The 17,382-nt window shown below is 64.6% G+C and carries 17 protein-coding genes and 2 pseudogenes; 13 read left to right on the top strand and 6 right to left on the bottom strand.

Annotation, left to right across the window (positions count from 1 at the left end):
• The 3 genes from ACJH6J_RS28920 to ACJH6J_RS28910 all read left to right on the top strand — a co-directional run.
• Nucleotides 1–1,967, top strand: a 1,967-nt coding sequence (locus ACJH6J_RS28920) for an ATP-dependent RecD-like DNA helicase (protein ID WP_406804928.1), incomplete at its 5' end; no start/stop codon positions are given.
• 89 nt (nucleotides 1,968–2,056) lie between these two features.
• Nucleotides 2,057–2,545, top strand: coding sequence for a hypothetical protein (locus ACJH6J_RS28915; protein ID WP_088304643.1), 489 nt, complete (start codon nucleotides 2,057–2,059; stop codon nucleotides 2,543–2,545).
• An 82-nt stretch (nucleotides 2,546–2,627) separates the two neighbouring features.
• A complete protein-coding gene (locus ACJH6J_RS28910) occupies nucleotides 2,628–2,822 on the top strand; it encodes an antitoxin VbhA family protein (protein WP_237164464.1) in 195 nt (64 codons plus the stop codon).
• Nucleotides 2,823–3,173: 351 nt separating this feature from the next.
• On the opposite strand, the gene ACJH6J_RS28905 is transcribed toward ACJH6J_RS28910, so the two are convergent.
• Nucleotides 3,174–3,563, bottom strand: a complete 390-nt coding sequence (locus ACJH6J_RS28905) for a heavy metal-responsive transcriptional regulator (RefSeq protein WP_006246584.1) — start codon at nucleotides 3,561–3,563, stop codon at nucleotides 3,174–3,176.
• 105 nt (nucleotides 3,564–3,668) lie between these two features.
• Between ACJH6J_RS28905 and ACJH6J_RS28900 the strand changes: the two are divergent.
• A pseudogene (locus ACJH6J_RS28900) lies at nucleotides 3,669–3,956 on the top strand (FAD-dependent oxidoreductase); the annotation flags it as partial.
• A gap of 2,190 nt (nucleotides 3,957–6,146) precedes the next feature.
• On the opposite strand, the gene ACJH6J_RS28895 reads toward ACJH6J_RS28900, so the two are convergent.
• Together ACJH6J_RS28895 and ACJH6J_RS28890 are read right to left on the bottom strand one after the other, a co-directional pair.
• Nucleotides 6,147–7,739 carry an Eco57I restriction-modification methylase domain-containing protein gene (locus ACJH6J_RS28895; RefSeq protein ID WP_302422368.1) on the bottom strand — a complete coding sequence of 531 codons (1,593 nt, stop codon included), beginning with the start codon at nucleotides 7,737–7,739 and terminating at the stop codon, nucleotides 6,147–6,149.
• A complete protein-coding gene (locus tag ACJH6J_RS28890) occupies nucleotides 7,736–8,431 on the bottom strand; it encodes a type III restriction endonuclease subunit M (RefSeq protein WP_406804927.1) in 696 nt (231 codons plus the stop codon). The genes ACJH6J_RS28895 and ACJH6J_RS28890 overlap by 4 nt, the downstream gene beginning before the upstream one ends.
• 321 nt (nucleotides 8,432–8,752) lie before the next feature.
• Here ACJH6J_RS28890 and ACJH6J_RS28885 point away from each other — a divergent pair, with 321 nt between their 5' ends.
• The 5 genes and pseudogenes from ACJH6J_RS28885 to ACJH6J_RS28865 all read left to right on the top strand — a co-directional run.
• Complete coding sequence (locus tag ACJH6J_RS28885) at nucleotides 8,753–9,316, top strand: recombinase family protein (RefSeq protein ID WP_088304637.1); 564 nt, start codon at nucleotides 8,753–8,755, stop codon at nucleotides 9,314–9,316.
• Nucleotides 9,317–9,534: 218 nt separating this feature from the next.
• Nucleotides 9,535–9,723, top strand: coding sequence for a hypothetical protein (locus ACJH6J_RS28880; protein WP_406803116.1), 189 nt, complete (start codon nucleotides 9,535–9,537; stop codon nucleotides 9,721–9,723).
• 162 nt (nucleotides 9,724–9,885) lie between these two features.
• Nucleotides 9,886–10,524: a ParA family protein gene (locus tag ACJH6J_RS28875; RefSeq protein WP_088304636.1), complete on the top strand. Its 639-nt coding sequence runs from the start codon at nucleotides 9,886–9,888 to the stop codon at nucleotides 10,522–10,524.
• A gap of 71 nt (nucleotides 10,525–10,595) precedes the next feature.
• On the top strand, nucleotides 10,596–10,919 hold the full coding sequence (locus ACJH6J_RS28870) for a hypothetical protein (protein WP_088304635.1): 324 nt from the start codon (nucleotides 10,596–10,598) through the stop codon (nucleotides 10,917–10,919).
• 30 nt (nucleotides 10,920–10,949) lie between these two features.
• Nucleotides 10,950–11,057 (top strand): annotated as a pseudogene (locus ACJH6J_RS28865) (recombinase family protein); the annotation flags it as partial.
• Nucleotides 11,058–11,245: 188 nt separating this feature from the next.
• Here ACJH6J_RS28865 and ACJH6J_RS28860 read toward each other — a convergent pair.
• Both ACJH6J_RS28860 and ACJH6J_RS28855 read right to left on the bottom strand, forming a co-directional pair.
• Nucleotides 11,246–11,977: an NYN domain-containing protein gene (locus tag ACJH6J_RS28860; protein WP_088304634.1), complete on the bottom strand. Its 732-nt coding sequence runs from the start codon at nucleotides 11,975–11,977 to the stop codon at nucleotides 11,246–11,248.
• Nucleotides 11,978–12,059: 82 nt separating this feature from the next.
• Nucleotides 12,060–12,653, bottom strand: coding sequence for a hypothetical protein (locus tag ACJH6J_RS28855; RefSeq protein ID WP_406803130.1), 594 nt, complete (start codon nucleotides 12,651–12,653; stop codon nucleotides 12,060–12,062).
• A 366-nt stretch (nucleotides 12,654–13,019) separates the two neighbouring features.
• Here ACJH6J_RS28855 and ACJH6J_RS28850 point away from each other — a divergent pair, with 366 nt between their 5' ends.
• Nucleotides 13,020–13,352 (top strand): hypothetical protein, encoded by a 333-nt coding sequence (locus tag ACJH6J_RS28850; protein WP_406803128.1) that lies wholly within the window; start codon nucleotides 13,020–13,022, stop codon nucleotides 13,350–13,352.
• Nucleotides 13,353–13,471: 119 nt separating this feature from the next.
• Here the strand turns inward: ACJH6J_RS28850 and ACJH6J_RS28845 are convergent, their stop codons facing one another.
• The gene (locus ACJH6J_RS28845; RefSeq protein WP_406803126.1) at nucleotides 13,472–13,672 is read right to left on the bottom strand and encodes a hypothetical protein; all 201 of its coding nucleotides are present in this window, start codon (nucleotides 13,670–13,672) and stop codon (nucleotides 13,472–13,474) included.
• A 166-nt stretch (nucleotides 13,673–13,838) separates the two neighbouring features.
• On the opposite strand from ACJH6J_RS28845, the gene ACJH6J_RS28840 reads away from it, so the two are divergent.
• The 3 genes from ACJH6J_RS28840 to mobF all read left to right on the top strand — a co-directional run.
• Nucleotides 13,839–14,042, top strand: a complete 204-nt coding sequence (locus ACJH6J_RS28840) for a toxin-antitoxin system (RefSeq protein WP_200973559.1) — start codon at nucleotides 13,839–13,841, stop codon at nucleotides 14,040–14,042.
• A gap of 883 nt (nucleotides 14,043–14,925) precedes the next feature.
• Nucleotides 14,926–15,435 carry a hypothetical protein gene (locus tag ACJH6J_RS28835; RefSeq protein WP_406803125.1) on the top strand — a complete coding sequence of 170 codons (510 nt, stop codon included), beginning with the start codon at nucleotides 14,926–14,928 and terminating at the stop codon, nucleotides 15,433–15,435.
• Nucleotides 15,436–15,771: 336 nt separating this feature from the next.
• Nucleotides 15,772–17,382: MobF family relaxase (gene mobF, locus ACJH6J_RS28830; RefSeq protein ID WP_406804926.1), on the top strand; the 1,611-nt coding region annotated here is incomplete at its 3' end.

Raw genomic sequence — 17,382 nt, 5'->3', positions numbered from 1 at the left:
ACGCCGCCGATGTCGCACTGGCCGAGGGGGCTGCCGACGGCGGCGGCACCGTCGCCGGAGCCCTCAAAGCACTGCGCGAGAACCGTCTCACTTTCGACTCCAAGACCCTGCTTGTCGTCGATGAGGCAGGCATGGTCGGCACTCCCGCACTGCGCGAACTGCTCACCGCCGCGACCGCCGCAGGAACCAAAACAGTGCTCGTTGGCGATGCCGAACAACTGGCCCCGGTCAAGGCCCGCGGTGGCATGTTCGCCCAACTGTGTGCGGATCTGCCGTGGACGCAGAAACTGTCCGAAGTGTGGCGCATGCGCGATCCCGAAGAACGCGCTGCCTCACTGGCCATCCACGACGGCACACCAGCGAGCCTGGCTCACGCCGTCGACTGGTACCGCAATCAACAGCGCCTGCACACCGGAGACCCGGTCACCATGGCCGACGACGCATTCACCGCCTGGACCACCGACCACGCAAACAACGCCGACAGCCTGCTCATCGCTGACCGCTGGGAAGTCGCCGACGCCCTCAACCACCGCATCCACCGCCACCTGCTCGGCGACGACGCCCCCACCGTGGCCGGGGCGCGGCGGCACCGCATCGGCGCCGGCGACATCATCATCACCCGCCGCAACGACCCCACCATCGGCGTCTACCCGCAGGGCAGCCGCGAGCCGGCCGCCGAGGCCCCAGTGCGCAACGGGCAACGCTGGAAAGTCACCCACATCGACACCAAAACCAACCGGGTACGTGCGGTCCGCATCGGGGATCACGCCAGAGCCGTCTTCAGCGACGACTACCTGCGCCGACACGTCCACCACGGATATGCGATCACCGTGCACGCCGCCCAGGGCGCCACCGCCGAACACTGCCACGCACTGCTATCCCCCGATACCGGGCACCGCGCCAACGCTTATGTGGCGATGACTCGCGGCCGGGCCACCAACACCGTCTACCTCTATCAACGCCTCGGTGGAGAAGGCGACCACGAACACGCACCCCACACCGTCGAAGGTGTCCACACCCCCCGCCGCGACGACGACGAAGACGCCGCCCAGGCCTTGCTTGGTCTGCTCAACCGAGACAACACCGCCCACACCGTCATCACCACCGCCGAAAACACCCCGGAAGAACAACTGTCACCACCGGTTCGAGTCCTGCTTAAACAACGCAAGACAGCGTTGGACAAGCTGCGCATCGTCGAGCAACTCGAAGAAGAAAAAGCGTGGCTGCACACCGCTTTCACCGCCACCAGTCCGAGAGCTACCCACCACATCGGAGTTCAGCAGACACTCGACCGCGCTGACGGCCTTGATGAGGAAACGCGGGCCGCCGCCCAAATGGTGGTGGGCAGCCTGCCCACCGTGCAATCAGTCCACCTCCACGATGACCAAAACAAGCCCGCCCTGTTGGGCACCATCACCGCCTGCGTCGTCGCCGGCGAACACCAGGTGCTCGCACTTCCGGTCACCGACCGCGCCCGCCGCCAAGCGTCCTCCTATTCGACCCAAGGCAATACCTACGCACCCGAGACGTTCCTTCGTGACCTCGACAACGCGACCCTGACCATCGATGAAGGAACATTGCTGATCGTCGATGACGCCGATCACCTGCAACCCGAGCAACTCCACAGCCTGACCGCCCGGGTCGCCGAGCGCAGCGCCAAGCTGGTCTTGGTCACCACCGATGACGCAGATCCACATCTCGGCGTCGAGGCGCCGAGCCGACACCTCACCGAAGCCGCCAACATCTACCTCAACTGGGGCTATCGCCTCGGAACCGACACCCCCGCCAACAGCGCTATCCAACACCGCGCCGCCCAACACAGAGACGATCCCCTGATTTCTGAAACATTGGACCAGACAAGAAAACTCATCAAAACGCTCTCCGCCCGACCCGGCTTCGGCCGCCGGCACGACAGAGATCAAAGCCGTCAGCGAAGCAGGGACGACGACTCCGGACTGGAGCTCTAAAAAACGTCGGGTGCTCGAACCTTGTCGGTGCCGTGTCCCACCATGAACCACCACAACCCACACCCGGCGATTCACGAGAGGAACCGTTGATGAGCAGTAGTGCTGACACAGCCTTCACCGAGGCCGTCGACACGGTCCTCTCCGAGTGGGGTGAGCCCTTCTCGGCAGCCTCTACCGAGCTCACCGACGCACTCCAGGAGCTGTACCACGCCGAGCTGCAGTTCCCCCCGATATGGCCTGAACACCGCCGCCGAGCATTCATCGCCCACCACGCCGACATCGACGCAGCCGAACTATCCACCCAGTTCGATGACCTCATCGACACCGTCACCAACGAGTTCGGACTCGCCTACGGCATCCTGCCCCATCCCGACGACGCCGCCGAACTCATCACCACCGCCCGCAGACAAGCCCTCGAGGAGTTCATCGACCGACGACTCAACTACGAGTTGCCCGACGAAATCGAGGACGTTCAAACCGAAAACCTCGGCCGCGGAGAAGCCAGCATGACTGCGTGCGGGCCCACCCAACGCCGCCGCAGTCGGGCCACGCTGATGAGGGATCCGACCACGACGTAATGACGTCTTATTCGGTTCTCGTGCCCTAGCCATAAGGGGATCTACCAGGCGTTTTACATCCAGGGCCGTTACAATGAGCACTATGACGAGCGCGCCCAAGGCAATCCCCCTTAGCCACGACGAGGCTGTGGCCACGGCGGTCGTCGCAAGCGTCCTGGCTGGCCACGATCCCTCCCCGGGCGCGATGGACCTCCTGGACCGCATCGGTCGCGGGGAACTCACCTCCGACGAAGCGGTTGCCGAGGTCATCGCAGAGTTCAGTCGCCCCGCCGAGTAGGTGAATTCCTACACCAGGTGGGGCGACTACTTCTGGCCAGATTCGCCGGAAGTGCTGCGTAACCGTCTCATCCAGAGGCCGCACCGCCCAATCGTTCAGCATCCTTGATGGCCGTGTCGGTTATGCGGCTGATCGTCTCCTTGGAGACCGACGCCCCGTAGGTGTCCGAAATGTGCTGAAATCTCTTCGGTGGTAAGACTTTTGAGGTGAGCCCTTCGTAGTGGTCCAGTCGTTGTGGGACTCTTGGCTGTGTCAACCCGATCTGGGACCACGATGACGGCCTGACTGGGACCCACCTGGCACCGGCTAATCACGCCCTTGGTCTCGGTGGTCACTGCCGAGTGGCGAGGGCTATAGGTATCTGCAGACCTGATCGGGGCTACAGGTTTCGGGCTCTGGGAGGGCTGCATCGTCGCGGAGCGCAGCCACGTTGTCGCGAAGTGTTGTGAGGTCGGCGATCTGCGCGTCGATGTCGGCAAGGCGCGCGTCCAGCAGGTCACGTACGTGGCCGCAGGGAGCTTGGCCGTGGTCGCGGATGTCGAGGATCTGCTTGATCTGGGCGAGGGTGAGCCCGGCCGCTTGGCCGCGGTGGACGAAGTCGATCCGGCTGACCGCGTCGGGGGTGTAGTCGCGGTAGCCGGCCGGTGTGCGTTCGGCCGGGGGCAGCAGCCCTTGCTCTTCGTAGAACCGCAGAGTCTTGGTGGTCGTGCCTGCCGCCTCGGCGAGTTCTCCGATCCGCATCCCGGCCTCCATCGTGTCGCAGGTCTCGCTTGACCTTCCCCTTTACTGGAAGGTCCAGTATCGCTGCATCAGGAGCGTTTCCCAACAGTTCTGGGAGGAATCGGGATGCAGACCAGGTACGACCTCGCGATCATCGGATCCGGCGGCGGTGCGTTCGCGGCGGCCATTCGTGCGACCTCTCTGGGCAAGTCGGTGGTGATGGTCGAGCGTGGCACGTTCGGCGGCACGTGTGTGAACACCGGCTGCGTGCCGTCGAAGGCACTGATCGCAGCCGCGGAGGCCCGGCACGTGGCCGCGGACGCGCCGACCCGGTTCCCGGGCATCGCCAGCGTCGCGGGCGCGGTGGACATGCCGGCCCTGATCGGCGGAAAGCAGGATCTTGGCGAGGAACTTCTGGAGCTTCTCGCGGATCTCCTTGCGCTTGCTGTTCGTCTCGGTCTGCTGCTTCTTCTGGGTGCCGTCGAGCTTGCCCTTCTGCTCACGCTTGGCCTTCTTCAAGTCCTTGGTATTGGTGATGACCTGCGCGGCATTGTCGACAAGTGCTCGGAAGTCCTCGATGTTGCTCAAGGTCTCCATCAAGTCGGGGCGGTCCAGTACTGCGGCCAGCGTGCGCTCGTTGACATCGACCAGCAGCGGTGAGTTCCAGCGCCGGGCCAGTGCAGCCGCACCGATGCCGGCGGTAGCCCAGTCGAGCACAGCAGCAGCGTCGAGTGCGGTCATGGCGCCACCGGTAAAGCCGAAGATCGGCAGGTAATTGATCAGCTCGCCGATCGCCTGGGTGGGCGTGGTCTCGCCGGTGGTGGCGAGCTTGGAGCCGTATTCAGCGACAAGACTCAGCGCGCGGTTGGGGTCGAACTCGAAGACGTAGCAGGTGGGCTTGTGCACGTCGAGGTGCCCCTCCGCGTCGCGGTGTGCCCATGGGGACTGCACACGGAAGGCGGCCTGAAAGTAGGACTCCGGGCTCTTGAGCGAGCGCAGCATAAAGATGGCACCCCACTCGCGCACGGTCACGCCGGTCATCAGCTTGCCGCACGACAAGGTAATAGATCCGGGACCGCCAGCAGTCTTGACTGCGGCTATCGCGGCCTCGACAGGCGGCAGGGCCGCAGCACCCTGCCCGGCCTTGTTCCCGGCTGCGACGACGACCTCGAACTGAGAGAAGTACGGGTGCTCGCGCAACAGGTCAGCCATGGCGAAACACGATGCGACGCTGGGCAAGTACCAGACCGAGTGCTTGATCGCGGACTTGAACCGATGCGCCTCGTACGGGAACGGCGGCTTGTCCTGAACCTGCACCTGCAGCTTCATCTGCTCACTGAGCTTTCCGCGAAGCAGCTCCAGAAACTCGGCAACCTCGTCGGGACGCTCAAAGCTGTAACGATCGGGGCCCTTCGTCGCTTTGAAGGTCTCATTGAGGCTGAAACCACCGAACTCCCCGTCCTCGGCGTATTCAGCCGCACCGACACCCATGTCGTAGGTGTACATCTGCATCTGAGGCAGAGACAGGTAGGGGTTGGGCTGGTCTGGGTCGCCCCAGTTGGCTTTCTCACGCTGCTCGTCGATGTAGGTCCAGTTGAAGATCGCATCCTCGGTGAACTCACCCTCGGTGATAGCCCGGAACGGGGTACCCGACAGGTAGAGATAGTGGTCGGCGTGCACGGCCAGTTCCTCGTCGATCTCGGCGGCGGTGACCTGATCGTCTGGTTCCTCAGCCTCGGCAATGGTCGCATCAACTGGGTCGTACAGGGCGCGCGCGGAGTCTCGCCAGGCGCCGAAGTGGTACTCGTCGAGCACGATAGCGTCCCAATCGATGAGGTGGATGACCTCGTTGCGAACCTTGATCTTCCCGTCGGCATCGCGCCCGCCTAGGTCCTGCAAGGAGGCGAACCAGACCACGGGTCCGGCGTAGTCTGCTGCCTCTTCACGCTCATCGTCGAGGGTGTTCTTGTCGACGTAGCGCCAGCCGTCAAAGTCGACGTGGCTGACCAGATCGTCATGCCAGGCGGTAGCCACAGCAGGTTTGAAGGTCAGTACCAGTACCCGCTTCCAGCCCATCTCCTTGGCCAGTTGATAGGTGGCGAAGGTTTTGCCGAACCGCATCTTGGCGTTCCACAGGAACTTGGGTGCCTGGGTGCCGGTGTGGTTGCGGAAGTAAGCGGCGGTCTGGTCGATCGCGGCCTGCTGCTCGGGTCGCGGTTTGAAGGTTTGAGTGCGCGTCGGCTGGTAGGCAATACCCGAGACCACGGCGACGATCGCCGCCTTGACCTCGTCGAGGGTCGCCTCAAACCATTCGCCTCCGATGCGGTGGATACCAGCGGAAACCAAGGCCGCATGCAGGTCATGGTCGGAGAACTCCGTGCCGTCGGCGCGCAATGCTGGCTCATCGAGCAGGATCTGCACACCCTTGAGCCCAGGATAAGCGGTGCCCAGCTGCTGCTTGATCCGCGCGCGGGCGGTGCCCTTGGTCGTCTGGCCGACCTTGATCAAGCCCTGGCCTCTGACTAGGAGATCACCATGTGCGCGCTCCCATGGCTCAGTGTCCTTGCCCACGACGGTGTAGGCGTAGATGCGGTTGCCCATCGGCTAGTCCTCGTCGGCGGCGTCGTCGATCTTCCCGGGCTTGTACTTGGTGCCGCCGGGCAGGTGGCTGGCGGGGATCGGTGAGTCCAAGGACCAATTGACCTCACGCGGCATGATCTTGGACTCGACGTACTCGCGCTCATCGGCGGTCAGGCCGAAGTGGTCGTAGAGCTGCTCGTCGGTCCAGGCGCGGGTCATGTCGAGCATGGGCACGAATCGAAAGCGGTCGGGAGTGAGGTCCTGGGTCACCTTCCGTTGTAGGACGAGGAAGCGGTACAACTTGGTCGCCATGTACCCGGCGTAGTTCCGGGTCTCTTCCTCGCTATCAAACGATGCAGCAATGAGATACGTCTGGGTACAGGCGGAACCCGGTGCAAGTGCGATCGGTGTGCCAAGGACATACGCGACGTCCCGTCCATGGCCGTCACCCGCCTTCGGAATGAGAACCTTCCAACGGTCGACCCAATCGTGCAGGCGCTCAAGCTGATCTGACCGTACGTACCCGATTTTGTTGCCATACACGACAGGGATATTTCCAGGAAAGGGTTCGTCGACAGCCCCGCTGAAATTGGTCCGGAGACCGAAAGGCACTTGAGGCGCGAAGCCGTTTTCCACGCTGGGAAGTGCTGTCGCACGGACCTTCGCAACGATCGAAGCCGCTAGGTTATCGCGCATAAGGACGCCGTCACCGGCTCGTAGGTCGCGGCTCATGGTTGAGTTGATCGTGCCGTTTACGCGGGTGGAGAATTCACAATCACCGTCATGGTCGCGGTCCCACAGGAAGTAACTGACGCCGCCTTTGATTTCGACGCCGGGGAAGCAGTCGAATAGCTTCGGGTTGTCGACGAGCTTCGAAAGGTGGCGGTCGGCGATCATCCTGCCGCGGAAGTCGTCAAGGCCCAGCCCCCCAGTGAACCAGCGTGAGGGGGTGATCATCAGGACGTAACGGGGGTTCATCTCGATCGCCCGCTCGACGAATTTCTGATAGATCGGCATCGTGCGGGTGTTCCCGTCACTATCGATCTGGTACGGCGGGTTGCCGACTATCACGTCGAACTGCATGTCGGCCATCTCCTTTGTGGGGTAGGTGCCGTGGATGAATGAATAGGCGTAGTTCTCGCGGGAGTCTCCACGTTCAAGGTCCTCAGGGGCGTTGCATAACCGACAGCGGCCGTCCTTGTTGAAGTCGTGTGCAGACGGGACGTACGGGATGTTGCCGGCCGGGTCGTCGAATCGCACCATGCTGTAGGCACTGGAGGCGTCGGCGGTGCAGTAGACGCTGCGCCGGGAGATGATGCCGGTCATCTCGGTGATTGCGGCGCCGTAAAGCATGTTGCGGAAGATGTGCTCCCGCCGGGCGACGAAGTCTGGTTCCCAGTCCGCCAGGCCGTCGAGTAACCGAGTGGCGATTTCGCGTAGGAACACTCCCGACTTGCTGAACGGATTGAGCCAGCGATAGTGCGGCTCGTGCCAGACATGCTCAGGCAGCAGGTCGAGCATCGCGCAGGCCAGCTTGGGTGAGGTCGGTACCTCGTCGTTGGACAGCTGAGCCAGACAGTCGAGGATATCGGGAACGTGCTGGGTGAACCGGCTCATGCGCCGATCCTTCTGGGCTCGCCAGCCACCGGCTCGGGGTTGCACAGAAGTAGGGCGTAGTGGATCGGCTTGCTATCGACCTTTGGGACATGGAACAGATCGAGCTGGTCTTGGTCGCTGTTCACGGTCGACCACTCACGGGTGAACGTGCCGTTTCGGCCTGCGCGGTAGTCCACCCATTCGATCGTGTCGAGGTCAGCCAAGGTGTCGGCCTGCACGACGTTGGTGGACAGGACGGCCTCGACCGCGCCGGCGAAGCCGGCGGTGGCCTCGCGGGTGTTCAGGTCGTTGTCCAGGTGCGCGATGATGACGCTGCGCAGCCGATCCTTGGACTCTGCCACGTTCTCGGCGTCGATGTCGATGGCGTAGATCGAGGCCAGTGCGCGCAGAATGCGATGCTCGTACTGTTGGCCGGTCTGGTAACGCTCGCGCGTGACGAAGGCCAGCTTGCGGATCAGAATCTCTTCGAGGAAATTGCCAGACCCTGCTGCGGGCTCGAAAAACTTGCGATCGGTGTTAGACGGGTCTGCGGCGCTGGGAAACATGCCGGGAACCAGATCGAGCATGGCATGGACCTCGCGGGCGTGCGTGTACACCTCGGCCAAGTCACGAACTCGCTGACGCGTCTTAATCTGCATTCTTCCCCCAACTGACACCGGCTTGCGCTTGATCTTCTCAATCTCCGCCGACATCTGGCTGCAAGGTCAACAAGTTCGTGTCATGCCCGGGGCGTCTGACGGAGCTGTTCCGTATCGCCGACCGGCTCACCACACAAACAGCATCGACGAACGGCCGGTTGCCGATCTGAGTCAGTTCGTTCGGTGCAGTCTCAAAGACGGCGCTCTTACCGCGCTCCGCCTTCGAAGGCGGACGGGCCTCATTTCTAAAGAAACGAGACAGGCTGAGCACTTCTCCAGCCAAGCCGCATTGCTCCAGGTCGGGGTGTCTCGTTTCTTGTCTCACACTGCGTGTCTCGAATCTTCACTGTCGGTCAATGGTGGGACAGTTCGTATATGACATCGATTCTCGGATACGCCCGTGTGAGCACTCTCGGCCAGGACCTCGATGTGCAGGTGGCTGCCTTAGCAGCAGCCGGAGTTGACGGGGATCGGGTGTACAGCGACAAACTTTCCGGGGCGGCCAACACCACTCGACCTGGCCTGGCGGCGTTGCTCGACTACGCGCGCGAAGGCGACACCGTGGTCGTCACCGCGATCGATCGACTCGGCCGCTCGGCGGCCGAAGTCACCCGCACCATCGCCGATCTGGGTCAGCGCCGAATCCTATTGCGCGCTCTACGTGAAGGCGTAGACACGGGTACTCCAACAGGTCGTGCCGTGGCCGCCATCATGGCCACTTTGGCCGAGCTCGAACTCGAACTCGGCCGTGAGCGCCGCGCCGCCGCCCGCGAGTCGCGGCGGGCTCGAAGCCTGCCGACCACCAAGCCGCACAAGCTCAGCCCTGAACGTCAAGAACAGCTGCGTCGCCTCGCCGCAACTGGTGAGCCGGTTGCCGAGCTCGCCGTCGCCTTCGGCATCGGACGCGCCACTGCATACCGCTATCTCGCTGCGCGCTGAATAACCAACTGCATCTAGCTAGACGTAACAGCAGTCTCCCCCAACTGTTTACGATCTAGATGCAGTTGGTTATGTGTCAATGGACATCTGAAACTGCCCGTGGGTGGACAGTTCGGCGCGCAGTGCGCTGCGGTAGATGTTGGCGAACTGATAGAGGCACTGGCCGATGAAAGAAGGTGCCCAGCGACGCCCCTCCCGAGGATTGCCAGCGATGGGTCATGAGCACCTTGTCGCCGGAAGTAGATCAGCGCGGCGACCACGGTGTCGGTGGCGATGTCATCGATGGTCTGGTCGTCGGGCCAGCCCTCGATGCGGCCCAGGCGCGTAGCCCGGTCAGCGTCTTGGCCTTTGCCGTAGATGGTGCCGTGGCGGATCCAATGCCCGAGCAGCATCACCCAAGTCCGTAGCGTGCCAAGCTCGGCGGGAGAACCTATCCCACAGCCCCGTTCGGCGCGCCACGCCGAGAAGGACGCTTGTCCGCAGCGGGCCGAGTGCTCCACACTATGAATACTGAGTTACTGAACTACGGATATACGAATATCTGTAGATACTGATTTGAAGGTGCTTCCATGCCGCCAATCCTCACGATCGCCGTTGCCAACCTCAAAGGCGGCTCGACCAAGACCACAACCGCCGCGTTTGTGCTCCACGCACTGGCCGAGGCCGGCCTGTCGGTCCTGGGTGTTGACGCTGACGGCGAGAATGAATCGCTGCTGGCCTGGTCCGAGGCGGGAGAGTGGACAGTGCCCGTCATCGGCATGCCCGTTTCCGATCTGCACCGCAAGCTGCCCGGAATCGCCGGAGACCGCTACGACACCGTCGTGATCGACACACCGCCCATGAAGGAGCGGCTTGGCGTTGTCGCTTCGGCGATCCGCATGGCCACCCACATCCTGGTCCCGATGGCGCCGACGGGCATGGAGTACTCCCGTCTGCCCGCTATCCGCGAACTGGTCGACGAGGCTAGCGCCCTCGCGCCCGGCGACCCGCCGCAACTCGCGGTCGTGCTGACCCGGACCGTGCCGAACGCGGCCAGCACCGAGGTCTACCGCGAGATGCTCACCGCCGACGGTGTCCGCGTGCTCAATCCCACCGTCGGACGTCTAGAGCGCTACGCCCAGGCGTTCGGGCTTCCCATCAACAACGCGGCCGCCACCGCCTATGGCGACATCGCTGCCGAACTACTCACTGTCACAGCAACTCCTTAAATAAGTAGATCTGTAAATACGGATGTACTGAAATACTGATATATCCGTAGAGCAGGGAGGATTCCCCCACGATGAGCACGGCAGCCGACAGGATCAAGGCCAACGCTGAACGCCTGAAGCGCACAGCCGCGACACACGATCCGACGCCGCCGGAGGCCCCAGCTGCGGCGGCGACGGCTCCGATGGTTGTCCGGCAGAAGAACGTGCGGCGCACCGTCGATCTATCCCCGACCGCACACCGCGCCCTCGACTCCTGGCAACGCGGCGCCGCCGACCGGCTAGGCCTTGCCCGCGTCACCGGCCAAGAAGTGATCGCGGCCCTCGTCGACCAGCTTCTGGCCGACGCCGACCTCAGCGAGCACATCATCCGCATCATCGCAGCCCAAAGGACCTAAAGAAGGCTCCCCCCCCCCCCCCCCGGGCTTCGAGGCGTCGAACTGCGCTCACTGGCCGAAGCCATCGACACCACCACACCTGGCGGCCGCCTGGTGTTCCATGTATTCGCGGCGGTCGCGCAATTCGAGCGGTCGCTGGGCCTCCTGAACGCTCGGCGGCCGGGGTGCCGGATCCCCGGCCGGCCCAAGTCTCACACCGCGACGGTAACCCGTGGTTGTGACAGGGTGGGCATGAAAAAACCCGGCCCCAGTAGGGCCGGGTGGTATGACGCCATTATGCAACGCGCATTGCGCGCAGGCAATTCCCCCTCCTGTGTCGGGCCATGTCACCACGGCGTTGGCTTCTGGACACCGGCAGCCGGGTCGGGAAGCTGGCAGGCGCGGAAGTCAGCCGCGGTGAGCTGGTACCACCAGTGATTACCCACACCATCGGCCGGCGAGCCGCGCAGCTTGCCGGCGGTGTGGCTGCGTGACGGGTTCACGGTCCCAACGGGGACGCGCTGACGTGCGGCCTGGACCGGAAATTTCAGGTCGCTGTCATTGCTGATGACTACCGCGGCATCGATGCGGTGTTCGAGCACGTCGATCAGCAGGTGTGAGGCCACGTTGACGTCGGAGCCCTTTTCCTCGCGCCGCGCTGTGGAGACCATGAACAGCGCGGCGGGATTGTCCTGGCCGGCTGCGTCTTTGATCATGAGCGGGCCGCCGGGGTGAGTCAGGATTGGGCGGCCATTGCGATCAGCGGTGGCCAGCGGGGACCGTGTCACCCTGTGCACGTAGTTGCCCAGTTCGACGCGGTCGGTGGTGTGTGAGCGGCGCAGTGCTCGCAGGTAGGCGTCCTGTTCGAGGTTGCCGACCGGGTTGTCGGCTCCAGAGATGACAGCCGTGCAGTAAACCACTCGGTCGATGGTGGCCCCGGTCCAGGTCGATCGGGTGACCACCAGGCGATCGGCCAGTGCCCGCAGGTCGAGCCAGCGCCAGCCCGCCACGCCTTTCCCGCACAGGCCGCGGCCGCCGTAGTAGAGATTGAATCCGTCGATGTACACGCCTACTCGCATGGCGGGCACGCTAATGGGGAGGGGTGCAGCGACCAACCGAGAAGGGGCGACACGCCGAATCGGACCCAACCAACTCGCGTGGTTAGTCCGAATCGGTGGGGGGTCGTGAGCCGTCGTGTCGGGCCGCGGTGACCGAGTCGAGGATTTCGCGCAGAGTCCGGGCGGTGGCCTGAGCTTCGGCGGCCAGCAGCTCGGCGGCGTGCGCAGCTGCGCGGGCAGTCTCGGCGTCCTTGACGGCGGTCGCGGCCCGTGAGGACTGCTCGTCGCGTGCGGTCTCGGCGGCCGCGAGCCGGTCAGTCAGCGCGGCCAGCTCGCGGCGCAGCGCCGCGGTGGCGGCCTCGGCTTCCTCAGCGCGCGCGGTCACCGTGGCCACCTCGGTCAGCGCGTCGGCTTCGGCGGCGACCAGCTCGGCCCGCTCGGCCGCGCCGGCCTCGGCCTGCTCGTCACGCGCAGCGCTGACCGCCGCCGACCACAGCGGATCGAGCACACGGCTGAGCACCTCGGTCGGCACCGGCGACACGTCGCGGGCCGGCCGGTTGGCGCGCAGCCACTCGCTGGCGGCGTCGGTGCTGACCCGGGCCCGCTCCCGCAGCGCCCGCACGGTCACCGGCTTGCCCTCCACGCTCAGCGCGGCGAACGCATCCGCCAGCGCCGCGGCGGTGTTCTTGACGGCCATCAGGACTCCCATCGAGGTACATATAGGTACGTTCCGTGTTCCCGGTGCGTTTCTATCGTACCTCGCGGGTGTCGGTGCCGCAATGAGCCGAGCACGATTGTCAGGTGGTGACGACCCCCCTCCCATTTCGGCCCCCTGACCGACGCCGAATACGGACGCCTCAGGCATGTGGCGATCCCCGTTACTCCCAAAGCAATTCCCCGGACGGGGGATCGTAGGGCACGATCGTCCAACGTAAAGCGGCTCCCTACTTGCGACCAGGTGGTACGCGGTCTGCTCCTGCAAGGGTCAGCGCCTACCTGCACATGAAGGACGAAAGAGACGGCCGTAAGCGCACCCATCGCCCAGGCCTTCGCTGGTGCCGGCGTGGAAGCCACCGTCTACCGCGCGGGAACCGAATATCGAAACGAGCGCGACCGGCGCTCTGCGTGCCTACGTGCCCTCATTGACGACCACGCCTCCCTCAATGCGCACATCGTCCTCGACGAGGACGAGACGATGGTCAGGTTCGACAACCAGAAGCTGATCGAATACACCCGTGCCGCTCGGCTGCCGCGACACACTGCGCTACGAGCACACAAACGCTCGCACACCGATGCGTTGCTGGCCATACCCGATGCGATCGCTTGGTGCTGGGCTAAAGGCGGCGAGTGGCGCAAGCTCATCCAGCCCGCCATCACGGCCACTCGCGAAGTCTGACCCAAGGGTGTCTCAGAAAACCGCGAAGCCCGAGCGCCACGGTCGTCCGGCCGGGTCTCGGGCTCACTTCCTGAAGCTCAGCGCAACAGGCACCACCCAATATACGGGGAAAGCGCCTACTACGCCAAGGGCTCGGTGTAGCGGGCCTTGATTTCGGCGATGGCTTGTTCCTCGGTGATTTCGCCGCTGTCGAGGCGGGCCAGCATGTTGCGCACGCTGTCACTGCCGCTGAGTCCGGCTAGTCCCGCGGCTGCGATGGCCAGGTTGCTGGCTTCCGAGGGGGTGTAGCTCACCGGAGTTGGCTCAACCGAATCGGTCACGTAATCGAGAATAGTTGCAAGCACTGACACCTTCGGGCCGCGCAGACACGTACGCGCAGGAGCGTCCCGCAGGCCCTTCACCGGTTGTCTCAACTTTCTCAAAAACATCAGCGCGGATCGGCGTGGCTTGATTCAGAATCACTGCTCTTGGTGGTGGGATTGGCTCATGCCAGCACCACACAAGGGCGATCGTCTCGCCCATACGATCCGCCCGCCGCGCGAGGTCAGTGACGCGCTGCGCGCCGAAGCCGTCGCGCACGGCCTTTCCCTGTCCCAGTACGTCGCAGACCTACTGGCGATCCACATCGGAAGACCAGATCTTGCCCGGGACTTGGGCCGGTCGGACGAGGGGCTGCCGCTGGCGATCTGAGCACCGCAGCCCTGCAGCCAGGACGAAATGTAGGGCAGATGTGACAAATCCATAGCGGTGCGGAATTGCCTTTGACATGACAAAGGCCCCCTTGCGGAGGCCTTGTCTTTGCGGAGGTTGACCTGAGTTGGCGCTCAGGTCCGGGTTCCGCACCCGGTACCCCCGAAGGGGCGATGTCTTGCCAGACTCGTCTCACGGTAGCGCACACCCTGAATCAGGTACAGGTGGCGCGCGACACCGTGGCTTAAATCGTGACCTTTCTCCTGCTGCGCGGGCAGACACTGCGGTGCGCCGGCGTAGCTGGATCGAGCGTGCTGGTTCGTGTGCGCCCCGGACTCCGATGTGGACCAGCCGGGAGAGCTGGCTGACGGCGCTGCGGCGCTGGGCGGCCGATGAAGTCGTGTTCGCCGCCGAGCGTCAACGTGTCGGGGTGGCCATCACCGCACCAACTCTGTGTGCGGTCGCGGAGGTGATGGCCGAGCACGCTGACCACGCCACTGGCCGGCACGTGGCCGTCACTCGCGCCACGATCGCCGAACGAGTCGGTTGTGATGTGCGGACGGTGACCGCGGCCTGGCGGCTGCTGCGCAACACAGGGTGGGCGGTGGAGGCTCAGCGTGGGCACGGCTCACCGGGCACCCCGGCGGTTGGGCGGCGCCCCTCGGTGTACCACCTGACCCCTCGACGTACTCCCGCTCCGAGGCGCTCGGCTGTGCAGCATTTCCACCTACCGCCGTCAGGCGGTGTTAAGTCTTTATCTCCCGTAGGGAGTAACTCACCAAGCACGCACGCGTGCCGACAAAAGTTCACTCCCACCCACAAACGCCGGCGCTTACGCGCCGAGCCGCGGCCGCTAGCCCTGCAGCGTCTGGCCGCTGAGTTGGTGGCTAGCAGTCACGGGCTCGGACGCGTGCACGTCGGGACCATCTGCGATGCGCTGACCGCAGCGGGTGTGGATCCGGGGGAGTGGACCGCTCGGGCACTGATTCAAGCGCTCAACACCGACATGGTGCGGCGCGGATGGAACTGGCCGGATCAGATCAACAACCCGGCTGGGTTCGTGCTCAGCCGACTTCGACTGCTCGGTGTGCGGCCAGGGCCGCACGCTGACGGCGGCTGCGCCGCCGTCCCGGAGCAGGCACCGCGGCGGTTGGGCGGCACCGGCACCGACGCACCCCCGAGGCACACCACCGCATCGCCGGTGGTGCTCACCGTCGAGCAGCGTGAACGGATCGCCGCTGCCAAGGCCAGCATTCGCGCTGACATCGCCGCGGCCCGACGTCGCAGCGCGGCCACCGGCCGCGCTGGTGCCCGCTCAAGTCACGCAAGCTCGACGAGGATCGGAAGCACTCACGGTGCACCGCCCAGCGTCGGTCCAGAGCCCTCGTCGTAGAAGGTCCAGATCACGCCGCTGCGCAGAATCGACGTGCTCGATGTCGTGGACGACCCAGTTCAGCAGCGCCACAGTCGACCCTTCATCTCCGCGCTTCCTGAATGTCTTCAGCATCCCCAACATCAACATCGTTTCCAACGACATTTTCGCCCTAGCCACCGTCCACCCCGTCCCTGCTTTCTCGGTGTACTTCACGTGCCTTCACGCCCCAGCCAACCAGCCCCCACCGACAAACCACGCCACACCGATGATTCATTGGCACATTTGCACAGTGTGTGCAACCATCGGTGTGGGGCGCGGCTGCGCCCCACACCGGGCCGGGTTGGGTGGTTACTCGTGTTGACGATCGCGCCGTTGAAGCAGTGGTCGGTGCGTTACTACAACGACACCTCCCGGGCGGCGGTTTCAGCGGCGCTGGATCGGGAGAAAGCCGGCGGCGGGCTGGGGGAGTACTACTCCGAAGGGGAGTCCCGAACACCGTTTTGGATGTGCGCCGGAGACGCTGAAACCAGCGCCGCGTTGTGCGGTTTGAGTGCCGCGGATCGGGCCGGCGGTGAGGCCGATTTGGACGTGGTTGCGCGTTGGCTCGATGACGGTGTGGCCCCCAGCGGGGCGTGCGGACGCAAGTTTTCCGGGCGCGCCAACCACGGGTTCGATCTGACTTTTTGCGCCCCGAAGTCGGTGTCGTTGCTGCGCGCGTTGGACACCGCGGGGGTGGCTTCCAAGGCGGTGGTGGAGGCCCACAACCGGGCTGTCGGTGAGGCCCTGGAGTATCTGCACGCCCACGCCGGCTACACCCGAGTGCACAACAGCATGACCGGGATGAAGGATCTGCAGCGGCTGCCTGGTCTGGTCGCGGCGGCCTACCAGCACGAGACGTCGCGGGCCGGGGATCCGCACCTGCACACCCATGTGTTGGTGCCCAACAAGCAGGCCCGTGCCGACGGGGTGTTGGTGGCCATCGACAGTGACTCGCTGTGGCATGAAGCCAGGGCCGCCGGGATCATCTACCAGGCCACGTTGCGGGCTGAGTTGCACGCCGCGTTGGGGGTTGGATGGGAGAAGGTGGATCCGCATTCGGGGATGGCTGAGCTGGCCGGGGTGGACCCCGAACTGATCGCTGCGGCCTCGCAACGATCCACCCAATTGAGCGAGTGGGCCGCACAGAATCTGATCGTCGACGGCAGCGGAAAGCCCACTGCGGGACAACTCGCGCGGGCCCAAAAAGCCACCCGGCCGCGCAAGCCTGAGCACCGGCCCTGGGCTGAACTGAAGGCCGAATGGGCGCAGCGATTCGGTGGTGAACTGGTCTTGGATGAGCCCGCCCAGCAGGAGGCGTTGACCCGGCTGCGGGAGGACTCCCAGGCTGAGCTTCGTGCGTGGGCATGGGCTGCGGTCAGGGGCATCGACAAGCCGGCCTTCACCCGCGCTGATCTCATCGAGACACTCGGTGCGCACATGCCGACCGTCATCGATGAGGCCCCACCGATCGGCCCGCGACTGCTGCTCGAGCAGCTCGTCGACGCGGTCGGGTTGCGCGTCACCGAGGCCCGCCAACCCCACGAACGTGAAGGCCACGAGCGCTACACCGCGCTGGTGATCGCGCGCGAAGAAACCGCCATCTACTCGTTGATCGGAGCCCGCGACAAGAGCGCCGCCGTGCCGAAAACCATCGCCGAGACCGCCGCCGCTAAAGCCAAACTGTCCGCCGATCAAGCCGGGGCAGTCGTGGCGATCGCGTCCTCGCCATGGCTGGTTCAGGTGCTCTCCGCCCCGGCCGGCGCGGGCAAAACCACCTCGCTGAAAGCCCTGCGCCGCGCCGCCAAACAAGGCGGCATCGAGCACGTTTGGTTGGCCGCGCCGACCGGAAACGCCGCCGATGTCGCACTGGCCGAGGGGGCTGCCGACGGCGGCGGCACCGTCGCCGGAGCCCTCAAAGCACTGCGC

Source organism: Mycobacterium sp. SMC-18 (assembly GCF_045310895.1).
In the GTDB taxonomy this organism is placed as follows: Bacteria; Actinomycetota; Actinomycetes; order Mycobacteriales; family Mycobacteriaceae; genus Mycobacterium.
This window is presented reverse-complemented; position numbering and strand designations above follow the sequence as displayed.